20 protein-coding genes are annotated in these 19,672 nt (G+C 60.4%); 13 read left to right on the top strand and 7 right to left on the bottom strand.

From position 1 onward, the window contains the following. Positions 1–35: 35 nt before the first annotated feature. Positions 36–215, bottom strand: coding sequence for a hypothetical protein (locus tag HX868_RS23130; RefSeq protein WP_003193095.1), 180 nt, complete (start codon positions 213–215; stop codon positions 36–38). Between the two features lie 311 nt (positions 216–526). Here HX868_RS23130 and HX868_RS23125 point away from each other — a divergent pair, with 311 nt between their 5' ends. The 3 genes from HX868_RS23125 to HX868_RS23115 all read left to right on the top strand — a co-directional run bounded on the left by HX868_RS23125 (position 527) and on the right by HX868_RS23115 (position 3,455). Beyond that, positions 527–1,363: a CvfB family protein gene (locus HX868_RS23125; protein WP_017845295.1), complete on the top strand. Its 837-nt coding sequence runs from the start codon at positions 527–529 to the stop codon at positions 1,361–1,363. A 52-nt stretch (positions 1,364–1,415) separates the two neighbouring features. After that, positions 1,416–1,814 carry a DUF2177 family protein gene (locus HX868_RS23120; protein ID WP_095017160.1) on the top strand — a complete coding sequence of 133 codons (399 nt, stop codon included), beginning with the start codon at positions 1,416–1,418 and terminating at the stop codon, positions 1,812–1,814. A 198-nt stretch (positions 1,815–2,012) separates the two neighbouring features. After that, positions 2,013–3,455 (top strand): NCS1 family nucleobase:cation symporter-1, encoded by a 1,443-nt coding sequence (locus HX868_RS23115; protein WP_177004474.1) that lies wholly within the window; start codon positions 2,013–2,015, stop codon positions 3,453–3,455. Here HX868_RS23115 and HX868_RS23110 read toward each other — a convergent pair. Beyond that, positions 3,367–4,575, bottom strand: a complete 1,209-nt coding sequence (locus tag HX868_RS23110; protein ID WP_095017158.1) for an MFS transporter — start codon at positions 4,573–4,575, stop codon at positions 3,367–3,369. The genes HX868_RS23115 and HX868_RS23110 overlap by 89 nt on opposite strands. 103 nt (positions 4,576–4,678) lie before the next feature. Between HX868_RS23110 and ptrR the strand changes: the two genes are divergently transcribed. The 3 genes from ptrR to HX868_RS23100 all read left to right on the top strand — a co-directional run bounded on the left by ptrR (position 4,679) and on the right by HX868_RS23100 (position 6,675). After that, entirely contained in the window at positions 4,679–5,572 is an 894-nt protein-coding gene (ptrR, locus tag HX868_RS23105; RefSeq protein WP_177004473.1) for a putrescine utilization regulator PtrR, read from the top strand. 142 nt (positions 5,573–5,714) lie between these two features. Next, positions 5,715–5,837: a PA1414 family protein gene (locus HX868_RS31050; protein ID WP_003193089.1), complete on the top strand. Its 123-nt coding sequence runs from the start codon at positions 5,715–5,717 to the stop codon at positions 5,835–5,837. A 235-nt stretch (positions 5,838–6,072) separates the two neighbouring features. Continuing rightward, positions 6,073–6,675: a peptidoglycan recognition protein family protein gene (locus HX868_RS23100; protein ID WP_177004472.1), complete on the top strand. Its 603-nt coding sequence runs from the start codon at positions 6,073–6,075 to the stop codon at positions 6,673–6,675. 444 nt (positions 6,676–7,119) lie between these two features. Here HX868_RS23100 and HX868_RS23095 read toward each other — a convergent pair whose 3' ends face one another. Genes HX868_RS23095 through speB form a run of 4 tightly spaced genes read right to left on the bottom strand, consistent with a single transcriptional unit; the run spans position 7,120 to position 11,442 of the window. After that, positions 7,120–8,502, bottom strand: coding sequence for a sodium:solute symporter family protein (locus HX868_RS23095; protein WP_177004471.1), 1,383 nt, complete (start codon positions 8,500–8,502; stop codon positions 7,120–7,122). A 34-nt stretch (positions 8,503–8,536) separates the two neighbouring features. Continuing rightward, on the bottom strand, positions 8,537–10,048 hold the full coding sequence (locus HX868_RS23090; protein ID WP_177004470.1) for a purine-cytosine permease family protein: 1,512 nt from the start codon (positions 10,046–10,048) through the stop codon (positions 8,537–8,539). Between the two features lie 21 nt (positions 10,049–10,069). Further along, on the bottom strand, positions 10,070–10,492 hold the full coding sequence (locus HX868_RS23085; RefSeq protein WP_095017154.1) for a YybH family protein: 423 nt from the start codon (positions 10,490–10,492) through the stop codon (positions 10,070–10,072). After that, a complete protein-coding gene (gene speB, locus HX868_RS23080; RefSeq protein ID WP_016976505.1) occupies positions 10,492–11,442 on the bottom strand; it encodes an agmatinase in 951 nt (316 codons plus the stop codon). The genes HX868_RS23085 and speB overlap by 1 nt, the downstream gene beginning before the upstream one ends. A 257-nt stretch (positions 11,443–11,699) precedes the next feature. Between speB and HX868_RS23075 the strand changes: the two genes are divergently transcribed. The 7 genes from HX868_RS23075 (at position 11,700) to HX868_RS23045 (ending at position 19,329) form a co-directional block, all read left to right on the top strand. Beyond that, positions 11,700–12,593 carry a LysR family transcriptional regulator gene (locus tag HX868_RS23075; protein ID WP_028617381.1) on the top strand — a complete coding sequence of 298 codons (894 nt, stop codon included), beginning with the start codon at positions 11,700–11,702 and terminating at the stop codon, positions 12,591–12,593. A gap of 6 nt (positions 12,594–12,599) precedes the next feature. Next, the gene (locus HX868_RS23070; RefSeq protein WP_177004469.1) at positions 12,600–13,196 is read left to right on the top strand and encodes a tRNA-uridine aminocarboxypropyltransferase; all 597 of its coding nucleotides are present in this window, start codon (positions 12,600–12,602) and stop codon (positions 13,194–13,196) included. A gap of 111 nt (positions 13,197–13,307) precedes the next feature. Continuing rightward, complete coding sequence (gene cysM, locus HX868_RS23065; RefSeq protein WP_177004468.1) at positions 13,308–14,210, top strand: cysteine synthase CysM; 903 nt, start codon at positions 13,308–13,310, stop codon at positions 14,208–14,210. Beyond that, entirely contained in the window at positions 14,210–15,562 is a 1,353-nt protein-coding gene (gene rlmD / locus HX868_RS23060) for a 23S rRNA (uracil(1939)-C(5))-methyltransferase RlmD (RefSeq protein ID WP_177004467.1), read from the top strand. Before cysM ends, rlmD begins: the two co-directional genes overlap by 1 nt. Before the next feature lie 119 nt (positions 15,563–15,681). Further along, positions 15,682–17,925 (top strand): GTP diphosphokinase, encoded by a 2,244-nt coding sequence (gene relA, locus HX868_RS23055; RefSeq protein ID WP_122726677.1) that lies wholly within the window; start codon positions 15,682–15,684, stop codon positions 17,923–17,925. Further along, a complete protein-coding gene (gene mazG, locus HX868_RS23050) occupies positions 17,925–18,758 on the top strand; it encodes a nucleoside triphosphate pyrophosphohydrolase (protein WP_177004671.1) in 834 nt (277 codons plus the stop codon). The genes relA and mazG overlap by 1 nt, the downstream gene beginning before the upstream one ends. A gap of 25 nt (positions 18,759–18,783) precedes the next feature. Then, positions 18,784–19,329: a DUF2058 domain-containing protein gene (locus HX868_RS23045; RefSeq protein WP_016976511.1), complete on the top strand. Its 546-nt coding sequence runs from the start codon at positions 18,784–18,786 to the stop codon at positions 19,327–19,329. Between the two features lie 153 nt (positions 19,330–19,482). Here HX868_RS23045 and HX868_RS23040 read toward each other — a convergent pair whose 3' ends face one another. Continuing rightward, entirely contained in the window at positions 19,483–19,671 is a 189-nt protein-coding gene (locus HX868_RS23040) for a hypothetical protein (protein ID WP_016976512.1), read from the bottom strand. Position 19,672: the final 1 nt, after the last annotated feature.

Genomic DNA, 19,672 nt, shown 5'->3' with positions numbered 1-19,672 from the left:
GCAAGACGCTTAGGGACCAGGTGTGTTGCGCGGTATTACTTCTTACCCAGGCTGATCTGCTTGGATGGGCCGAAAGTCTGGCCGCTCACGCCCTTGGCAATCTGCTGGATTTCGCCGCCGGACTTGAGGAATGCAGCAATCTGGCTGTTGATCGATTCGCTGGTTTCAACGGCGGGAGCTGGCTTTGCTTTGCTGTTGGATGCTTTTACGCGCATGGCGGCCACTAACCTGTAGAAAATTAACTTGGCCAGGCATCGTACAGGAAATACTTGACAATTGCTTGGCAAATATCCTCCGGGAATAAGTGCGGTAGTAGGAAATAGCCGAAGTTCATCCTTGAAATAATCCCCTAACTTACTGTTTTAACTCGAAACCCTGCAGCTGTCCGCCGCTGACTGCGCGGGAAAAATGGGCCGATTGATCAGACGAGTGGGGCGGAGCCATGGCAACCCGCGATTTTTCAGGCACGCGCGCGTGGCGAGCGCAACTCGGGTAGAATGCCGCCCACGTAATGAGGGTATTGAAAATGGCTTTGGTCGGGCGCTACAACAGCTTGCAAGTGGTTAAACACACTAACTTTGGTTTGTACCTGGACGGTGCGCAAGATGGCGAAATCCTCTTGCCTAATCGGTATATCCCCAAAGATATTCCCAGTGAAGATGAGGACTGGCTTAACGTTTTCATTTATCTGGACAGCGATGACAAACTTATCGCCACGACTGAAAAGCCCAAAGTCCAAGTGGGTGAATTCGCCAGTTTGAAAGTGGTGGAAGTCAACAGCATTGGTGTGTTCCTCGACTGGGGTTTGCCCAAGGACCTGTTGCTGCCGTATTCGGAAGAAAAACGCCAGATGACCGCAGGCGAATACTGCGTGGTGCACGTCTACCTCGACAAACACACCAAGCGCATCACCGCCACTGCACGCCTGGATCGCTACCTGGACAAGACCCCTGCCAACTACCAAGTGGGCCAGGAGGTCGACCTGCTGGTGGCCGAAGCCACTGACATGGGTTTCAAGGCGATCATCAACAACAAGCACTGGGGCCTGATCCACAAGAACGAAGTGTTCAAGTTCCTGCGCCCAGGGAAAGAAGAGAAGGGCTTTATCAAAGAGATCCGCGCCGATGGCAACATCAGCCTGAGCCTGCAACCGGTCGGCCAGGAAGCGGCCTCCAGCCTCAACTCGAAGATCCTCGCCAAGTTGCGTGAAAACAACGGCAGCTTGCCGGTCAGCGACAAGAGTGATCCGGCGGTGATCAGCAACTTGTTCGGCGTGAGCAAGGGCAACTTCAAGAAGGCCATTGGTGCGTTGTACAAGCAGGGCCAGATTGTGATTCACGCGGATCGCATTGAACTAAGCTGAGTTCGCTTTGCTCTTCTGTAGACGCCCGTCGGCGTCTACAGAGGTTGCATCAATGAGCAAGAAATCGCTGTTCGCCTACTTCGGCACGTTGTTCGCCTTCCTGATCCTGGACGGCCTCTGGCTCGGTGTCCTCATGGGGCCCACCTATAAGTCCCTGCTGGGTCCACTGATGCTGGACCAACCCCGCTTGTTGCCCGCCACACTCTTTTATCTGCTTTATGTGCTCGGTTGCGTGGTGTTCGTTGTCTTGCCCAGCGCAAGCTGGCAACGCGCTGCACGCCTGGGCGCCTTGTTGGGCCTGGTCGCCTATGGCACCTATGACTTGAGCAACTGGGCCACGCTGCAAGGTTGGTCTGCGCAGCTGGCGGTCATGGACATGGCGTGGGGCACCTTCCTGACCGCAGCCTGCTGCACGGTGGGTTATCTGTGTGCACATCGAGTGCAGCGCTGATTGTGTACAGGATTTTTGTGCACCGTTGCCGAGCGTAGGCCCTGTGTCCAATCCTGCCTCCCTCACTTTGGAACACCGTTCCAGAGGGATTGCGTTCAATTGGCACGCATTCTGCTGAACTCCTCGTATACAAACCATGCCGCCTCCCGTATGCACCCCGTGACGGAAGCGCAGGCCGGTATTTCGAGGAGCCCCGCGATGACCGAACAATTGCCCAAAGGCTACAGCCCGCGCCTGTACAACCAGGACTTGGGCCCGCTGCCGCAAAAGTGGAACTGGTACAACATCTTCGCCTTCTGGATGAGCGACGTGCACAGCGTCGGCGGTTATGTGTTCGCTGCCAGCCTCTTCGCCCTGGGCCTCGCCAGTTGGCAGGTGCTGATCGCCTTGCTCGCCGGTATCTGCATCGTGCAAGTGATCGCCAACCTGGTAGCCAAACCGAGCCAGCAAGCCGCTGTGCCTTATCCTGTGATCTGTCGCCTGTCATTTGGTGTGTTTGGTGCGAACATTCCTGCGGTGATTCGCGGCTTGATCGCGGTGGCCTGGTACGGGATTCAGACGTACCTGGCGTCGAGCGCCTTGATCATCGTGGTGCTGCGCTTCTTCCCACAGATGGCTGTGTACGCGGAGCCGCATTTCGCGGGCTTGTCCTACCTTGGTTGGTTTGGTTTTCTCAGTCTGTGGCTGTTGCAAGCGGCGGTGTTCTGGGCCGGCATGGAGTCCATCCGGCGTTTTATCGATTGGGCAGGGCCGGTGGTGTATGCGGTGATGTTTGCCCTGGCGGGGTGGATCGTGTGGAAGGCGGGCTGGTCGAACATCAGCTTTACCCTGGCGGAAAAGTCCCTGTCGGGCTGGCAGGCCTTCGGCCAGGTGATCGTGGCGACGGCGTTGGTGGTGTCGTACTTCTCCGGGCCGACCCTGAACTTCGGCGACTTCAGCCGCTACTGCCGCAGCATGCGGGACGTACGGCGCGGCAACTTCTGGGGGCTGCCGGTGAATTTCCTGGCATTTTCCCTGGTCACCGTAGTGATCGTCTCGGGCACCTTGCCGGTGTTTGGCGAAATGCTGCATGACCCAATCGCCACGGTTTCGCGCATCGATAACAGCATGGCGGTGTTGCTCGGGGCATTTGCCTTTGTCACCGCGACCATCGGCATCAATATCGTCGCCAACTTCGTGTCCCCAGCCTTTGACTTCGCCAACGTCGCGCCGAGCAAGATCAGCTGGCGCGCGGGTGGGATGATCGCCGCAGTAGCGTCGATCTTCATCACACCGTGGAACCTGTTCAATAACCCGCTGATGATCCACTACACCCTGGATATTCTCGCGGCCTTCATTGGGCCACTGTTCGGCATTCTGCTGGTGGATTTCTACCTGATCAAAAAACAGCAGATCGATGTGGACGCGTTGTTCGATGACAGCCCCACCGGGCGCTACTACTTCGACGGTGGCGTGAACTGGACGGCGGTCAAGGCGCTGGTGCCCGCGACGCTGGTGGGCGTCGCGATCACCTTTACGCCTGCGTTGCAGGGCATGGCCAACTTTGCCTGGTTTACCGGCTGCTTCCTGGGTGGGCTGTTTTTCCTGGTGTTGGCGCGGCGTGAACAGGTGCGCGTGCCTGCGCCGCTGGTTGCCGGCTGACCAGAATCGAGCCCGCCACCAGTAGTCCGGCGCCGGCGACTACCAGTGCCGGTTGCAGCCCGCCACTCAGGTGGCTGCTGACCGAGGCCAGTAACGGGCCGCTCAATTGGCCGATGGCGAAGCTGGCGGTCAGCAGTCCGGTGCTGCGCTGATAGCCGTGGGGGGCAACGTCCCGCAGGCGGGCCATCACCAACTGCATGCAAGCCAGGAACGGTCCGCCGCACAGCAATACCCCCAGTGCCAGGCCCCAGCCATTGCCCAGCAAACAGGCAAACACCCCGGCCGCTTGCAGCCACAATGTAGTCATCAGCCAGCGGCGAGTGGTGTCTGGGTCCTTGCGGCGCAGGGTCGCCACCACCACGCCAATCGCGGCGGCCAGGCCAAAGCATGGCCAGAACAGGTCGGCTTGCCAGGCACCCTTGAATTGCGCGCTGGCCATCTGCGACAGGAACGTCGCCGGAATGATGTAGCCAAGACCATACAACACATAAATCCAGCACAAGTGCGCGATGCTGCCATTGCTTCCAGCATCGGTCTGGCCGACAACGGGCGTGCCGCTGGCGGAGGGCTTCGGCAGGAAAGGCAGGATGGCCAGCAACATCACCAGCGCCACCCCGCCATACACCAGCCACAATGTGCCCGAATTTTGCCCCATCAGGTTCGAGCCCAACGCCAGTAAGCCAGTCAACAAAATCCCCAGCCCCGGCCCGGCAAAGACCAAGGCACCCAGGCGCGGACGTCCGGCGGCAATCGCCAGTGGCTGGCTCAGGCTAGTGATCATCACCAGCGCCCAGGCGCTCGCGACCCCGGTGCCAAAGCGCAGCAACAGATGCGGCCAGAACCCGTGGGCCCAGTACGAGGCGAGCGTCAGCAGCACGCACAACCACAACCCGCCATATAAGCGCCCACGGACATGGTGGTGGCTGCGTGCGAAGATCGAATCCACCGCGCCGACGAAGTAGCCCAGGTAGTTGGCGGCGGCAATCAGGCCGGCGCCGGTCAGGTCGATCTGCCCTTCACTGAGCAGATGGGGCATTTGGGGAGTGAGGGCAAAGCGGCCAATGCCCATCGCCATCATCAGGGCGACAAAGCTGGCGAGTAAGCGGACTAAAGGAGACATGTTCAGTATTCCTGCGGGTAAACGAATACCCTCAGGCTAAAGTGGATTGACTTTCTGCAAAAATGAATAATAGTGAGTAACTTATTCAGTTTTGGAGAAAGGTATGGAGTTCAGTCAATTGCGCATTTTCCAGGCGGTGGCGGAAGAGGGCTCCATTACGCGCGCGGCTGAGCGCTTGCATCGAGTGCCATCGAACCTGTCGACGCGCCTCAAGCAAATGGAGGAGCAGCTCGGCGTCGAGCTATTCGTACGTGAACGCCAGCGCTTGCAGCTTTCTCCTGCTGGCAAGGTGTTGCTGGACTACAGCACCCGTCTGCTGGCCCTGCATGACGAAGCCCACGGCGCGGTGCAAGGCGGGCAACCGGCCGGCGATTTTGTGGTAGGCAGCATGTACAGCACGGCGGCGGTGCATTTGCCGAAGCTGCTGGCGGGCTATCACAAGGCTTATCCGATGGTGAATCTGCAGGTGCAATCGGCGCCCAGCGGTGAGTTGCTCGAAGGCCTGATTACTGGCCGTCTGGATGCGGCATTTGTGGACGGCCCCATCACGATCGCCTCCCTGGACGGTGTGCCCCTGTGCGAAGAACGCCTGGTGCTTATCTGCGAGGCCGACCACCCACCCGTGCGAGGGCCCCAGGATGTCGCGGGACGCTCGGTGTTCACCTTCCGTCGCAGTTGCGCCTATCGCACGCGCCTGGAAACCTGGTTTTCCCACGAGCGCGTGGCCATGGGGCGGGCGATTGAGATCGAATCCTATCAGGGCATGCTGGCGTGCGTGATCGCGGGCTCCGGGGTGGCGTTGATGTCTGAATCCATGCTTGAGAGCCTGCCAGGCAAGGACAGCGTGTCCGTTCATCCGCTGATAGGGCCTTTTGCCACTGCGACCACCTGGCTGATGTGGCGAAAGGGTATGCTCGGCGCTAACCTCAACGCATGGATCGACCTGCAGCAAGCCAGCAAGACTGCGGTCCTGCAAGACACCCGCGCCATTGCTTGAACGATCCGTCAGGATTTTGATGAATTCAGTAATAGTTCGTTGTGGTTTCGTTCAAGCATTACGTAGGACTTAGGGCTACTATCAGTGTAGGAAAGGGCGACAGAACTTGCGCCTACCAGCATTACCCTCAAAGGGGGCAACCATGAAAGAGAAAATTCAAAACTGGCTCCATGATCTGGGTGTTGCACTGGGCTTGATCGAGCCCCCACTGCAACCCGTGCCGATTCGCACCGATGACGAGCAACGTCGCCCACGTCGCAGGTAAGTCCTGGAAGCGCTCACGTGACTAAATCGCGCGGGCGCTGATACCTCGGGTCGTTCTTCAGGGCGTGTTCGGTTCCCTGTAATCACGCTGTATTCGCCGTACATTCCGTAGTGTCCGCAACTGTCTGACGAGGCATACCTCATTGTCAGAGCCTTCTTCTTATTCCGTCATCCGTGCCCTTTTTCCTGTTCGTCCTTCTATATTTCTGCCTTCACATGGATGAATGGGCATTGGAATGTCGAGCATTGATAGCGAAGGCATGTTGATTTCCGACAGAGTCGAGCTCCGCCGGTTTTCAACGATCGAGCATGGGGATTTGCGTAGCGTGAGCGCTTTGGTGGTCCACCAGACGGACGCTCCGACGGCGCAGCACACCTTTAACGCTTACCTTGCCAAGGGCAACGGCGCGCACTTTCTCATCGAGAAAAATGGCGTGATCTATCAGACGGCGAGCCTCAAAAAATGCTGTTACCACGTTGGGCGCTACCTGCGCTCCAAGTGCCTGGCAACGGATAAGGCGACGTGCGATACCGCTCAAATCCAACCTATCCAGGCACTCACTTGGACCTTGCAGATTCGAGCGCTGGACCGCTATGAGCGCACCAAGGATTACCCTGAGCGATACCCGATGAACGCGGACTCTTTGGGAATTGAATTGGTCGGCAAGCATCTGGATGCTGCCCGTTACGAGGACGTGACCGCTATGCAGAATCAATCCCTGCGGTGGTTGGTGGCTGAGTTGTATGGCCATTTCCGCCTGACGCCGGAGGACGTCTACACGCATCCGCAAATCTCCTACAAGCACCCTGGTGAAGCCAGCAGCGCGGTGTGGCAATGAACCTACGGGGAGGGTTGTTGGGCGTGTGGGTGATACTCGCCGGGTGCGCGGCTTCCCCTCCAGATATCGACAACATCGCTATCTCGGGTTTTCACTCCGAAGAACCGGACCGCTGTCGACCCAGCGACGTTACGTTGGATGAGCGACAAGTCGCGTCCTTCTTCAAACGCGCTGAACCTATTGACGCACGCACGCTGCATGACGAGTACGACTGGGCACCTTGTTACCTTGAAGGCACACTGAAGTATCGCGGTAAGGCATGTACTTGGCGGGTGAGGGCGGGGGCGACAGGGGAGATCGAATGCCCTGCAACCGAGCAGTATTTTGGCTGTAAGTCTTGCGGTAATTTGTTCGAACAGGTCCGCCTGGATGCTGAGTAAAAAAAACGGGCACGACATCCGACGTCGCACCCGCTGAAGAAACCGCTCTAAATTCAGTTGTATCTCAAACCGCGTTGGCCGCCACACCCGCTGGCCGGCGTGACAACAAACTCACCAGCACAAAACTCACCAGCCCAATCGCCAGGCTGTAGTAGATCGGCGTGTTCGCATCCAAGCCATCCTTGATCATGAACACCAGCGCCGTCACAAAGCCCAGGGTCATGGAGGTGATGGCCCCCGATGTGGTTGCGCGTTTCCAGAAGATCGCGCCGATCAGCGGGATCAACATGCCGCCCACCAACAGGTTGTAGGCCAGGGTCAAGGCGCTGATCACATCGCTTACCACTAGCGCGATACCCAGCACGGCAATGCCGGTCAGCATCGTGAACAGGCGGTTGATGGCCAGGCTTGACTGCTTGCCGCCACGCAGGCGCGGCAGCAGGTCTTCGGTCAGTACGGTAGAGGCGGCGAGCAAGCCGGCGCTGGCGGTGGACATCATCGCGGCCAGTGCCGCGGCAATCACCAGGCCGCGGATGCCGTCCGGCAGCGACACTTTCACAATAGCGGCAAACGCATTGTTGACGTTATCCAGGTCCGGGATCAGCACATGTGCGGCCATGCCGATCAATGCGCAGGCCAGGCCGTAGAGGATGCAGTAGAAACCGGCGAAAGTGCCTGCGTACTTGGCGACCTTTTCGTCACGGGCGGTGAACACCCGTTGCCAGATGTCCTGGCCGATCAGGATGCCGAAGAAGTAGATCATGAAGTAGGTGATGATCGTGTCCCAACCGATCGCGGTGAAGCTGAAGCTCGATGCGGGCAGCTTGGCTACCAGTTCGTCCCAGCCGCCGACGCGGTACAGGCAGATCGGCAGCAGGATGAACATCAGGCCGACGGTCTTGATCACGAACTGCACGATGTCAGTGAGGGTCAGCGACCACATGCCGCCGATGGTGGAGTACACCACCACCACGCCACCGCCGAGCAGCACCGAGATCCAGAACGGCAGGCCGAACAGCACTTGCAGCACGGTGCCGATGGCGAGGATCGAGGTCACGCCGATCATCAGCGCGTAGGCCAGCATGATCACGGCGCTGGCCTGGCGAGCCATCGGGTTGTAGCGTTTTTCCAGCACCTGGGTCACGGTGAAGATCTTCAGCTTCAGCAGCGGCTTGGCCAGGAACAGGTTCAGCGCAATGATGCCCATGCCCAGCGCGGCACACAGCCAGAAGCCGGAGATGCCATGCACGTAGCCCAGACGCACGGTGCCGACGGTGGACGCACCGCCCAATACCGTGGCGGCCATGGTGCCCATGTACAACGACGGGCCCAGGTTGCGCCCGGCCACCAGGTAGTCTTCGTGGGTCTTGGCGCGGCGCATGCCGTAGTAGCCGAGCACGAGCATGCCGGCGGCGTAGATGAGTACGACGAATAAATCCAAAGCCATGACGGCGGTTCTCCGATTATCTTTTTTATGAGGATCAGGCGGCTTGTTGCAGCGCCGGTTTAACGCGCGCATCCGTGCGCTTGCTGCGAGAGTCGGCCGGCCCATAAACAGCCGCCGGTTCCGGGAACACCCGAAGCAAGGTCAGGTACACCACCGAGGCCAACCCCAGCGTCACCGGCAGGCTGATATCAATGCCGTCCGCCAGATTGCCCAGCGGCCCGACAAACTGCCCCGGCAGGTTGACGAAGCACAGGCCCACCAGCGCACTCGGGATCCACGCGCCCAGCCCGCGCCAGTTCCAGCCATGGCTGAACCAGTAGCGCCCGCCGGTTTCACCACGCGTGAACACCTGCAGGTCATCCGGGCAATAGAAGCCGCGACGCACGATCAGGCCGATGATCATCATCACCATCCACGGCGTGGTGCAGGTGATGATCAGCACGGCGAAGGTCGACACGCTTTGCACCAGGTTGGCGGCGAAACGTCCGATAAAGATGAAGGCAATCGACATCACCCCGATCAGCAACGTGGCCTTGACCCGCGACAGCAGGCGTGGAAACACGCTGGACATGTCCAACCCGGTGCCATACAGCGAAGTAGTGCCGGTAGACATACCACCGATCACCGCGATCAGGCACACCGGCAGAAAGAACCAGCTCGGTGCCACCGCCAGCAAACCGCCGACATAGTTGTTGGCCGCAATATAGTCCGGTGCCTTGATCGCCACGATGGTCGCGGTGGCCAAGCCGAACAGGAAGGGGATCAAGGTCGCGATTTGCGCCAGGACCACCGCCAGCATGATGCGTATTTTCGGCGTCTCACGCGGGATGTAGCGCGACCAGTCACCCAGGAACGCGCCGAAGGAGATCGGGTTGCTCATGGCCACCAGCGCGGCGCCGATAAAGGCGGCCCAGAAGCCTGTCTGACCCGGTGCTACGGTGCCGGCGAAGTGGCTGTCGAAGGCCGGCGCGAACGCGAAGATCCCCAGCAGGAACAGCAGGCTCGCCGCCCACACCGCAATGCGATTGACCCACAGCATGAAGCGAAAGCCGTAGATGCACACGGTCAGCACCAGGATCGCGAACACGCCGTAGGCCAGGCCCAGGCTCAGGTCGGTTTCCGGTAAGCCAATCAGACGTTTCGCACCGCCCACCAGCGCGTCGCCTGAACTCCATACCGACAGTGAGAAGAAGGCAATCGCCGTCAGCAGCGAGAGAAACGAGCCGACAATCCGCCCGTGCACGCCAAAGTGCGCACCGGAAGACACGGCATTGTTGGTGCCATTGATCGGCCCGAACAGGCCCATGGGCGCCAGGATCAGCGCACCCACCAGCACGCCCAGCACAATCGCCCAGACTCCGGCCTGGAACGACAGGCCGAACAGCACGGGGAAAGAACCCAGCACGGCGGTGGCAAAGGTATTGGCACCGCCGAAGATCAGTCGGAACAGATCCTTGGGGCCGGCGGTACGTTCGTGGTCCGGGATCTGCTCGACCCCGTTGGTTTCTATCTTGCGAATACTTTTATCGTTGTTTTTATTATTCATGATCTGCTCCGATCACATTGGCTAAGGGGGCGGCAGCCCTTCCGGCATAGCGGACAAATGTTCGTGACAGGCCAGCCACAGGCCTTCTTGTTGTTCTGCGCCAAGCCCTTGCCGTTTGAAGACAATGGTCTCGCGTTCCTGGCTATTGAATTGCTCCCCGTTCATGCGCAGCTCGGTGGCCACGTCATGCATGAATATCGCCACGTCACCTTGCAGGCTGACAAAGGCGTTGCTCGAGGTGCACGACAGCACTTCGAACCCCTCGTCCCGGCGCCAGCTGTCCCACAGCGCCTGGTAGGCGTCGCGACTGAGCAGCGGCTGGGGCAGGGTGTAGAACACAAAACTGGCGTCCGCCGTGAATGCGCCGAAGTAGGCGGCGCGGTCATTGCGGGCGAAGGCCGCCACCAGGTCGGCGGCGGCTTGCAGTACTTCGTGGGCGCTCATCAGCGATGTGCCACGCCAGGCAGCACGCAGAGCATCTCGTACAGCAAGTTGGCGCCCAATAGCGAGGTGTTGCCGGTGGTGTCATAGGGCGGCGAAACTTCTACCAGATCGCAACCAATCAGGTCGAGGCCTTGGCAGCCACGGATGATTTCGATGGCCTGGATGGTGGTCAGCCCGCCGATTTCCGGGGTGCCGGTGCCGGGCGCCCAGGCCGGGTCGATACCGTCGATGTCAAAGCTCAGGTACACCGGGCCGCCGCCGACTTTTTCACGCACTTCGGCCATCAAGGGCGCGAGTGAGTGGTGCCAGCATTCTTCTGCCTGAACCACACGGAAGCCTTGTTTGCGGCTCCAGTTGAAGTCTTCGGCGGTGTAGCCCTGGGCGCGCAGGCCGATTTGCACCACACGGTCGCAATCGAGCAAACCTTCTTCTACCGCGCGGCGGAAGGTGGTGCCGTGGGCGATTTTCTCGCCGAACATATGGTCGTTGACGTCGGCGTGGGCATCGATGTGCACCAGCCCGACCTTGCCGTGTTTTTTGTGGATCGCCCGCAGGATCGGCAGGGTGATGGTGTGGTCGCCGCCCAGGGTCATCGGGATCACGTCGTGTTCGAGGATCTCGTCGTAGGCTTCTTCGATGATGCGCACGGCGTCGAGCAGGTTGAAGGTGTTGATCGCCACGTCGCCGATGTCGGCCACCGACAGCGAGTCGAACGGTGCGGCGCCGGTGGCCATGTTGTAAGGGCGGATCATCACGGATTCGGCGCGGATTTCACGCGGCCCGAAGCGGGTGCCGGCGCGCAGCGAGGTGCCGATGTCCAGGGGCACGCCGACAAAGGCGGCATCCAGGCCTTTGGCCGTTTGCAGGTGGGGAAGACGCATCATGGTGGCGATGCCGGCGAAGCGCGGCATTTCGTTGCCGCCCAGTGGTTGGTGGAAAATCTTGTCCACGGGAGTGCCTCATCGTTGTTTTGTTTATTAGGGGCCGATTCTGCGAAATACATGGAAACGAAAGAATCGGCAGGGGCAAATACTTAGTTCAGATTTTTCTAAACTAATGGCTGAGGTAAACTGGTCCCGACCTTTGTAGGAGCGAGCTTGCTCGCGAAAACCGTCAACGATGACGCATCGCATCTGGTTCTACACGGCGCTCTCAGGTTTTTCGCGAGCAAGCTCGCTCCTACAATTACCGCGTTTTTGGAGGCCTCATGGCCAACGCCTTGCCCGACCTGAAACTCCTGCGCATCTTCGTCAGCGTCGTGCGGCACCAGGGGTTCGCCAACGCCCAGCACGAACTCAACCTGTCCACATCGGCCATCAGCACTTACATGAGCCAGCTGGAAGCGGCGTTGGGCCTGGTGCTGTGTCATCGCGGGCGTGGCGGGTTCAGCCTCACCAGCAAAGGCGAATTGTTTCATCAAGAGACCTTGCGTCTGCTGGGCGAGCTGGAAGGTTTCGAGCAATACGCCGCCGCGTTGAAGGGCGAGTTGCGCGGCACCCTGAAACTGGGCGTGCTGGACTCCACGGTCAGCGACAAAGCGTTACCCTTCGCCGAAGTGATCGGCGCCTACAGCCTGGAACACCCGGCGGTGCACCTGCACCTGTCGGTGATGAGCCCTTATGAACTGCAACTGGGCGTACAGGACAACCGCCTGGACTTGGCCATCGGCGCGTTTTCCAACCGTATGAGCGGGCTGATCTACATGCCGCTGTACCGCGAGCAGCACTGGCTGTATTGCAGCACGCGGCATCCTTTATTCAATGAACGGCGCATTCCCGAGCAGGTGATCACGCAGCAACGCATGGTCGGTCGCGGCTATTGGAGCCAGGCCGAGTTGGCACGCCACGGCTTCAAACACAGCGCAGCCACCGTGGAGAGTATGGAGGCGCAGTTGATCCTGGTACTGTCCGGCGCCTACATCGGCTACCTGCCCGAGCACTACGCCCAGGCCTGGGCCGACAAGGGCGACCTGCGTGTGTTGCTGCCGGCGACCTTCGGCTATCAGGCGCCGTTCTCGATGATCATGCGTCGAGGCCGCAGCCGCGAACCGCTGATCCAGACCTTCCGCGACTTGCTCAAAGCCCAGCTCAACCAGGCCTGATAAATCATGTCCAGACCCCAATGTTCCCGTTGCCTCAGGCCTGTCGCCCACTGTCTGTGCGCGTTGATTCCCAATCTCGACAGTCGCACGCGGGTGTTGCTGTTGCAGCACCCGAGCGAGGTCAACCATGCGCTGAATACCGCGCGGCTGGCGGCGTTGGGGTTGAACAACGCGCATTTGGTTGTGGGAGAGGTCTTTGAGGACCTGCCGGCGTTGTTGAACGTGCCTGGTTACCAGGCACGGCTACTGTTTCCGGCTGACGATGCCCAGCCACTTAAAGTCTATGCGCTAGAAGATCAGCCGCTGCTGCTGGTGGTCCCCGACGGCACTTGGCGCAAGGCGCGCAAGCTTTTGCACCTCAACCCGCTATTGGCGGCGTTGCCAAGGGTGGCGTTGGCCGACAACGCAGTGTCCCGCTATCGGCTGCGCAAGGCGCCCGGGCCCGGCGCGCTGTCGACAGTGGAAGCGATTGTGCAGGCGCTGGAGGTCCTGGAGTCGCCCGCTTCGTTCGAAGCCTTGCTCAAACCCTTCGATGCGTTGATCGACGGCCAGATTGCGGCGATGGGGCCTGATGTCTTCAACCGTAACCATGGCGAGCGGTGAACATTCGGTGCCTTATTCCTTTAAGCCATAAGCACCACACTTTGCGTGATATGGCCCGCCGGCCTTTCCCGGTATGATGTTCGCCCCCGCAGTCTGGATTGCGAATACGCCATGACCTTGCAGTACCCTACAATCGCCGATTGCGTCGGCAACACGCCCCTGGTCCGCTTGCAACGCATGGCGGGTGAAACCAGCAATACCCTGTTGCTCAAGCTTGAAGGGAACAACCCGGCCGGCTCCGTAAAGGACCGGCCGGCGCTGTCGATGATCACCCGCGCCGAGCTGCGCGGGCAGATCAAGCCCGGCGACACCCTGATCGAAGCCACTTCGGGTAACACCGGGATCGCCCTGGCCATGGCCGCCGCGATCAAGGGTTACAAGATGATCCTGATCATGCCCGACAACGGCAGCGCCGAACGCAAGGCGGCAATGACCGCCTACGGCGCCCAGCTGATCCTGGTGACCCAGGAGGAGGGCATGGAAGGCGCACGGGACCTGGCCGAGCGCATGGCGTCCGAAGGCCGTGGCCTGGTGCTGGACCAGTTCGCCAATGGTGACAACCCCGAGGCGCACTACACCACCACCGGCCCGGAAATCTGGCGTCAGACCCAGGGCTCCATCACCCATTTCGTCAGCTCCATGGGCACCACCGGCACCATCATGGGCAACTCGCGCTACCTCAAGGAGCAGAACCCGGCGATCCAGATCGTTGGCCTGCAACCGATGGAAGGCGCGGCCATCCCGGGTATCCGCCGCTGGCCCGAGGAGTATCTGCCGAAGATCTACAACTCGACCCGCGTGGACCGCATCATCGACATGGCCCAGCGTGAAGCCGAAGACACCACCCGCCGCCTGGCCCGTGAAGAAGGCATTTTCTGCGGCGTGTCGTCCGGTGGCGCGGTGGCCGGGATGTTGCGCTTGTCCCAGGAAGTGGAAAACGCGGTGATCGTCGCGATCATCTGTGACCGAGGCGACCGCTACCTGTCGACCGGCATCTTCGACGAGCCCAACTGATGGCCAAGCACGAGAGAGGCCTGCGCTTCCAACCGACGGGCGGCAGCCGGGCCCCGCAGATTCCTGTGGGCAAGAAGCAGCGCCTGACCATCGAGCGTCTGGCCAACGACGGCCGTGGCATTGTCTTCTTTGAAGGCCGCACCTGGTTTGTGAACGGCGCGCTGGCCGGCGAAGAAGTTGAAGCGCGAGTGTTGGGGGCCCACGGCAAGATCGTCGAGGCGCGCACCGAGCGCGTGTTCAAGGCCAGCGAACTGCGCCGCGCGGCGCCGTGCGCCCATGTTGGCCGCTGCGGCGGTTGCAGCGTGCAGCACTTGCCCCACACTGAACAACTTGCCCTGAAACAGCGCATGCTCGCCGAGCAACTGTCCCGTGTGGCCGGTGTCGAACCGCAAGAGTGGGCTGCGCCTTTGAGCGGTCCGGAATTCGGTTACCGTCGCCGCGCCCGCGTGGCCGTGCGCTGGGATGCCAAGGCGAAACAGCTGGAAGTGGGTTTTCGCGCCGTGGCCAGCCAGGACATCGTCGCCATCGACGATTGCCCAGTGCTGGTACAGGCCTTGCAATCGATCATGCAGCGCCTGCCGAACATGCTGCGTCGCCTGAGCAAACCGCAGGCCCTGGGGCACGTGGAGTTGTTCAGTGGTACGTCCATCGCCGTGTTGCTGCGGCATATGGCGCCGCTGTCGGAAGCGGACCTGCAGGTATTGAAAGAATTCTGTGCCTTCCATGAAGCCCAATTATGGCTGCATGGCGAGGGTCAACCTGAGCCGGTCGAGGTCGATTCGGTCTTGGGTTTTCGATTGGAACAGTGGGATCTGGAGTTGGCCTACCGACCTGGCGACTTTGTGCAGGTCAACGCCGGGGTCAATGAGGCGATGGTTGCCCAGGCCCTGGAATGGCTGGCGCCACAACCCGACGAGCGGGTGCTGGACCTGTTTTGCGGCCTGGGCAACTTCGCCCTGCCACTGGCGCGCCAAGTGCGTGAAGTGGTGGCGGTGGAAGGCGTGCAGACCATGGTGGACCGTGCGGCCGTCAACGCCGTCAGCAACGATTTGCATAATGCGCAGTTTTTTCAGGCCGATTTGTCCCAGCCTTTGACTGACGCGGAATGGGCCAAACAGGGCTTTTCTGCGGTACTCTTGGACCCACCCCGTGATGGTGCCCTGGAGGTTGTGCGCAAGCTCGCGACCCTGGGAGCCAAGCGTCTGGTGTATGTGTCCTGCAATCCGGCCACGCTGGCGCGGGACACGGTTGAGTTGGTCAAGCAGGGCTACCGGCTAAAACGTGCCGGGATCCTCGACATGTTTCCGCAAACCGCGCATGTCGAGGCCATGGCGTTATTTGAAGCGGGCTAGGATGCCCGTTTAATCCGACCGGCCTGTCGTCTCCAGGGCCTGTGATCTGCCAGGGAGCAGTAGAAGGTCGGCGATGAATTCTGGCGCATCAAAGGTGCGTCGTAGGGAAGGTAAGCAAGATGGTACAGGTGAGAGCACACCAGCCGATCAACACCGACGGCAGTATCAATCTCGAGGCATGGCTGGATCATGCCATCAGTGTCGACCCGGCACTGGACCGTGAAGCCTTGAAAGCAGCCTGCGAGTTCGCTCGCGAGTCTGAGCAGCAAGACAATGCGGCCAAGAACCTGTGGGCCGAAGGCACTTCGAGCTTTCGCACCGGGTTGGAAATCGCCGAGATCCTCGCTGATCTCAAGCTGGACCAGGATTCACTGATTGCCGCCGTGTTGTATCGCGGCGTGCGTGAAGGGCATATTCAGTTGCCCACCGTCAGCCAACGTTTCGGCGCCGTGGTGGCCAAGCTGATCGATGGCGTGCTGCGCATGGCTGCCATCAGCGCCAGCCTCAGCCCGCGCCAGTCCATGGTGCTGGGCACCCAGGGCCAGGTCGAGAACCTGCGCAAGATGCTGGTGGCGATGGTCGACGACGTGCGTGTCGCCTTGATCAAGCTGGCCGAGCGTACCTGCGCGATCCGTGCGGTGAAGACTGCCGACGACGAGAAGCGCAACCGCGTTGCCCGCGAAGTTTTCGATATCTATGCACCGCTGGCGCACCGCCTGGGTATCGGCCATATCAAGTGGGAGTTGGAGGACTTGTCCTTCCGCTACCTCGAACCCGATCAATACAAACAGATCGCCACGCTGCTGCATGAGCGGCGGCTGGACCGTGAGCGCTTTATCACTGACGTGATGGGCCAGTTGCGTTCCGAGTTGCAGGCCACCGGCGTCGATGCCGACATCAGCGGTCGTGCCAAGCACATCTATTCCATCTGGCGCAAAATGCAGCGCAAAGGCCTGGCCTTCAGCCAGATCTACGACGTACGGGCCGTGCGCGTGCTGGTGCCGGAAATGCGCGACTGCTACACCGCGCTCGGCATCGTCCACACCCTGTGGCGGCACATTCCCAAGGAGTTTGACGACTACATCGCCAACCCCAAGGAAAACGGCTATCGCTCGCTGCACACCGCGGTGATCGGCCCTGAGGGCAAGGTGCTGGAAGTGCAGATCCGCACCCACGCCATGCACGAAGAGGCCGAACTGGGCGTGTGTGCGCACTGGCGCTACAAGGGCACCGACGTCAAGGCCGGGTCCAACCAGTACGAAGAAAAAATCTCCTGGCTGCGCCAAGTGCTGGAATGGCACGAAGAACTCGGTGACATCGGCGGCCTGGCCGAACAGCTGCGCGTGGATATCGAGCCGGACCGGGTCTACATCTTCACCCCGGACGGTCACGCCATCGACTTGCCCAAGGGCGCGACGCCGCTGGACTTCGCCTACCGTGTGCATACCGAGATCGGCCACAACTGCCGGGGCGCCAAGATCAACGGGCGCATCGTGCCGCTCAACTACAGCCTGCAGACCGGTGAACAGGTCGAGATCATCACCAGCAAGCACGGCACGCCGAGCCGTGACTGGCTGAACCCGAACCTGGGCTACATCACCACGTCGCGGGCACGGGCGAAGATCGTCCACTGGTTCAAATTGCAGGCGCGCGACCAAAACGTCGCCGCCGGTAAAACCTTGCTTGAACGCGAACTGGGGCGCCTCGGTTTGCCTCAGGTGGACTTCGACAAGTTGGCCGAAAAAGCCAACATGAAGATCGCCGAAGACATGTTCGCCGCCCTCGGTGCCGGCGATCTGCGCCTGGCCCAACTGGTCAACCTGGCCCAGCAACTGGTCGAGCCGGAGCGCGGCAGCGAACAGCTGGAGCTGATCCCGCGCAAGGCCACCGGCTACAAGCCCGGCAAACGCGGCGATATCCAGATCCAGGGCGTGGGCAACCTGATGACCCAAATCGCCGGCTGCTGCCAGCCGTTGCCGGGTGACGCCATCGTCGGCTATATCACCCAGGGCCGTGGCGTAAGCATTCACCGCCAGGACTGCGCCTCGGTGCTGCAACTGGGCGGGCGTGAGCCGGAGCGGATCATCCAGGTCAGCTGGGGCCCGGTGCCGGTGCTCACCTACCCGGTGGACATCATTATTCGTGCTTACGACCGTTCCGGCTTGCTGCGGGATGTGTCGCAAGTGTTGCTCAATGAGCGTATCAACGTGCTGGCGGTCAACACCCGCTCGAACAAAGAGGACAACACTGCGTTGATGTCCCTGACCATCGAGATTCCGGGGCTGGACGCACTGGGGCGGTTGCTGGGGCGGATTTCCCAGCTACCGAACATCATCGAGACGCGGCGTAACCGAACCCCATGATGTATTCGCTTGAAGACCTGCTGCACCTGATGAACCGCCTGAGGGACCCGCAATACGGGTGCCCGTGGGACATCAAGCAAACCTACGCGACCATCGTCCCGCACACCCTGGAAGAAGCCTATGAAGTGGCCGACGCCATCGAGCGCGGCGACTTCGATCACCTGCAAGGCGAGCTGGGCGACCTGCTGTTCCAAGTGGTGTATTACAGCCAGTTGGCGCGGGAAGAAGGGCGCTTCGAATTCGCTGGGGTGATCGACAGCATCACGCGCAAGCTGATCCGTCGTCATCCCCACGTGTTCCCCACGGGCGATCTGTATGCACCGCTGGATATCCCGCAGCTGAGTGAAGAACAGGTCAAGGAACGCTGGGAGCAGATCAAGGCCGAGGAGCGTGCGGAAAAATCCGACGCGCCGGAGCAACTTTCCCTGCTGGACGATGTGCCCACGGCGCTACCGTCCCTGTCCCGTGCCGCCAAATTGCAGAAGCGCGCCAGCCAAGTCGGCTTCGACTGGCCGTCGGCCCTGCCGGTGGTGGATAACGTACGCGAGGAGCTGGATGAAGTGCTCGAAGCCATGGCCGACAACGATTCGGTGGCCATTGCCGATGAGGTCGGTGACCTGCTGTTCGCGGCGGTCAACCTGGCTCGTCACCTCAAGGTCGACCCGGAAACCGCGCTGCGGGGCGCCAATGCCAAGTTCGAACGACGCTTCCGATTTATCGAACAGGCATTGCGCGATACGCACAAACCCATAGAAGATTGCACCCTCGAAGAGTTGGACGCCCTGTGGGGCGAAGCCAAACGTCAGGAAAAGAATGTGTCCAGCTGCGGTTGAGCAGTTGCCTAAGTGAGTAAGCACCATGAGCCTTTCCCTTCGCGACCAGTTGCTCAAAGCAGGTCTGGTCAACCAAAAGCAGGCCAAGCAGGTCGGCAAAGAGAAACAGAAGCAGCAGCGCCTGGTCCACAAAGGCCAGATCGAGGCGGATGACACCCAGGCCCGCCTGGCGGCCGAGGCGCACGCCGAGAAGGTCAAACGCGACCAGGAACTGAACCGCCAGCAGCAGGAAAAAGCCGAGGCCAAGGCGCGCACCGCCCAGGTCAAGCAACTGATCGAGACGTCGCGCCTGCCCAAGCTGACCACCGAGGACTACTACAACTTCGTGGATGACAAGAAGGTCAAGCGCCTGTCGGTCAATACCTTGATGCGCAACAAGCTGAGCAACGGCTCCCTGGCTATCGTGCACCACGGCGGCAGCTACGAGGTGATCCCGCGCGAAGCGGCGCTGAAGATCCAGGAGCGCGCACCGGAGCGTATCGTGCAGCTCAATATCCTGACGGAAAGCCAGGTGCCGGACGAGGATGATCCGTACGCGGCCTACCAGATCCCGGATGATCTGATGTGGTAAGGCTATAGGAACGAAAAACCCCGCTCAAAAGGCGGGGTTTTTATTTGTAGGAGCGAGCTTGCTCGCGAAAAACGTCAACGAAAACGCGTGTAGCCTGAATGAGCGCGGTGCCTATGAGTTTTTCGCGAGCAAGCTCGCTCCTACAGTATGGGGTTAACGGCTTTCTGACTGGCGTCTCATCTCAAGGGCTTCGAGCTCGTTTTTATAATTATGAGCGTCGCTCTCGTTGTGAAACATGCCGACCAACAGGTCTTGTTGGTGTACATCCCAGATGTGAATCCCATGGCCCAGTGCTTCGTGGGACATATGTTCGTCGTCGCGTTCAGTTACTTTTACAGTCATC

The sequence above is a fragment of the Pseudomonas reactans genome (genome assembly GCF_013385825.1).
Lineage (GTDB): Bacteria > Pseudomonadota > Gammaproteobacteria > Pseudomonadales > Pseudomonadaceae > Aquipseudomonas > Aquipseudomonas reactans.
The sequence above is the reverse complement of the archived record's forward strand: the minus strand, read 5'-3'. Positions and strand labels throughout refer to the sequence as shown.

Excerpts from the sequence above, each read along its gene's own strand:
- HX868_RS23130 (WP_003193095.1), bottom strand. The coding sequence starts at position 215 with ATGCGCGTAAAAGCATCCAACAGCAAAGCAAAGCCAGCTCCCGCCGTT.
- HX868_RS23125 (WP_017845295.1), top strand. The coding sequence starts at position 527 with ATGGCTTTGGTCGGGCGCTACAACAGCTTGCAAGTGGTTAAACACACT.
- HX868_RS23120 (WP_095017160.1), top strand. The coding sequence starts at position 1,416 with ATGAGCAAGAAATCGCTGTTCGCCTACTTCGGCACGTTGTTCGCCTTC.
- HX868_RS23115 (WP_177004474.1), top strand. The coding sequence starts at position 2,013 with ATGACCGAACAATTGCCCAAAGGCTACAGCCCGCGCCTGTACAACCAG.
- HX868_RS23110 (WP_095017158.1), bottom strand. The coding sequence starts at position 4,575 with ATGTCTCCTTTAGTCCGCTTACTCGCCAGCTTTGTCGCCCTGATGATG.
- ptrR (WP_177004473.1), top strand. The coding sequence starts at position 4,679 with ATGGAGTTCAGTCAATTGCGCATTTTCCAGGCGGTGGCGGAAGAGGGC.
- HX868_RS31050 (WP_003193089.1), top strand. The coding sequence starts at position 5,715 with ATGAAAGAGAAAATTCAAAACTGGCTCCATGATCTGGGTGTTGCACTG.
- HX868_RS23100 (WP_177004472.1), top strand. The coding sequence starts at position 6,073 with ATGTCGAGCATTGATAGCGAAGGCATGTTGATTTCCGACAGAGTCGAG.
- HX868_RS23095 (WP_177004471.1), bottom strand. The coding sequence starts at position 8,502 with ATGGCTTTGGATTTATTCGTCGTACTCATCTACGCCGCCGGCATGCTC.
- HX868_RS23090 (WP_177004470.1), bottom strand. The coding sequence starts at position 10,048 with ATGAATAATAAAAACAACGATAAAAGTATTCGCAAGATAGAAACCAAC.
- HX868_RS23085 (WP_095017154.1), bottom strand. The coding sequence starts at position 10,492 with ATGAGCGCCCACGAAGTACTGCAAGCCGCCGCCGACCTGGTGGCGGCC.
- HX868_RS23075 (WP_028617381.1), top strand. The coding sequence starts at position 11,700 with ATGGCCAACGCCTTGCCCGACCTGAAACTCCTGCGCATCTTCGTCAGC.
- HX868_RS23070 (WP_177004469.1), top strand. The coding sequence starts at position 12,600 with ATGTCCAGACCCCAATGTTCCCGTTGCCTCAGGCCTGTCGCCCACTGT.
- cysM (WP_177004468.1), top strand. The coding sequence starts at position 13,308 with ATGACCTTGCAGTACCCTACAATCGCCGATTGCGTCGGCAACACGCCC.
- rlmD (WP_177004467.1), top strand. The coding sequence starts at position 14,210 with ATGGCCAAGCACGAGAGAGGCCTGCGCTTCCAACCGACGGGCGGCAGC.
- relA (WP_122726677.1), top strand. The coding sequence starts at position 15,682 with ATGGTACAGGTGAGAGCACACCAGCCGATCAACACCGACGGCAGTATC.
- mazG (WP_177004671.1), top strand. The coding sequence starts at position 17,925 with ATGTATTCGCTTGAAGACCTGCTGCACCTGATGAACCGCCTGAGGGAC.
- HX868_RS23045 (WP_016976511.1), top strand. The coding sequence starts at position 18,784 with ATGAGCCTTTCCCTTCGCGACCAGTTGCTCAAAGCAGGTCTGGTCAAC.
- HX868_RS23040 (WP_016976512.1), bottom strand. The coding sequence starts at position 19,671 with ATGACTGTAAAAGTAACTGAACGCGACGACGAACATATGTCCCACGAA.